Consider the following 421-nt stretch of genomic DNA (forward strand, 5'->3'; position numbering starts at 1 on the left):
GGAAAAAGAAGATGAACAGGATCTTCAACAGAAAAAAGTCTGAATAAATTATTAATTCCTTCAGTGAGCTAAACATTTTTCCGTTATAGTCACTAAAGTAAATTCAACAACCTGAACATGTCTGAAAAGTGGAAACTACTCTTAAAGAACTGGAAGTTCCAGCGTAAAAAGAACAGCTTCGGAAAATTCACCAAAGGAATCATTTATGACACCGCCAACGGTATCATTTCGATGCCTCATGATGACATGATGATTGGTAAACGTCTCTCTACAGAAGGGGCCTGGAACCTAAAAGAGATCGATCTTCTCAAAAAAATTATTCACAAAGAAGACGTTGTTTATGTGGTGGGCACTCACGTTGGGACGCTGCTCATTCCGCTTTCGAAACACTGTAGGAACATCGTAGGCTATGAAGCAAATC

Annotated in this window: 1 protein-coding gene; it reads left to right on the top strand. The window is 39.0% G+C overall.

The window, feature by feature from the left end:
• Nucleotides 1-117: 117 nt before the first annotated feature.
• On the top strand, nt 118-421 hold a 304-nt coding region (locus HC175_RS19300), incomplete at its 3' end, for a hypothetical protein (RefSeq protein ID WP_168139764.1).

Source organism: Salinimicrobium oceani, from assembly GCF_012037645.1.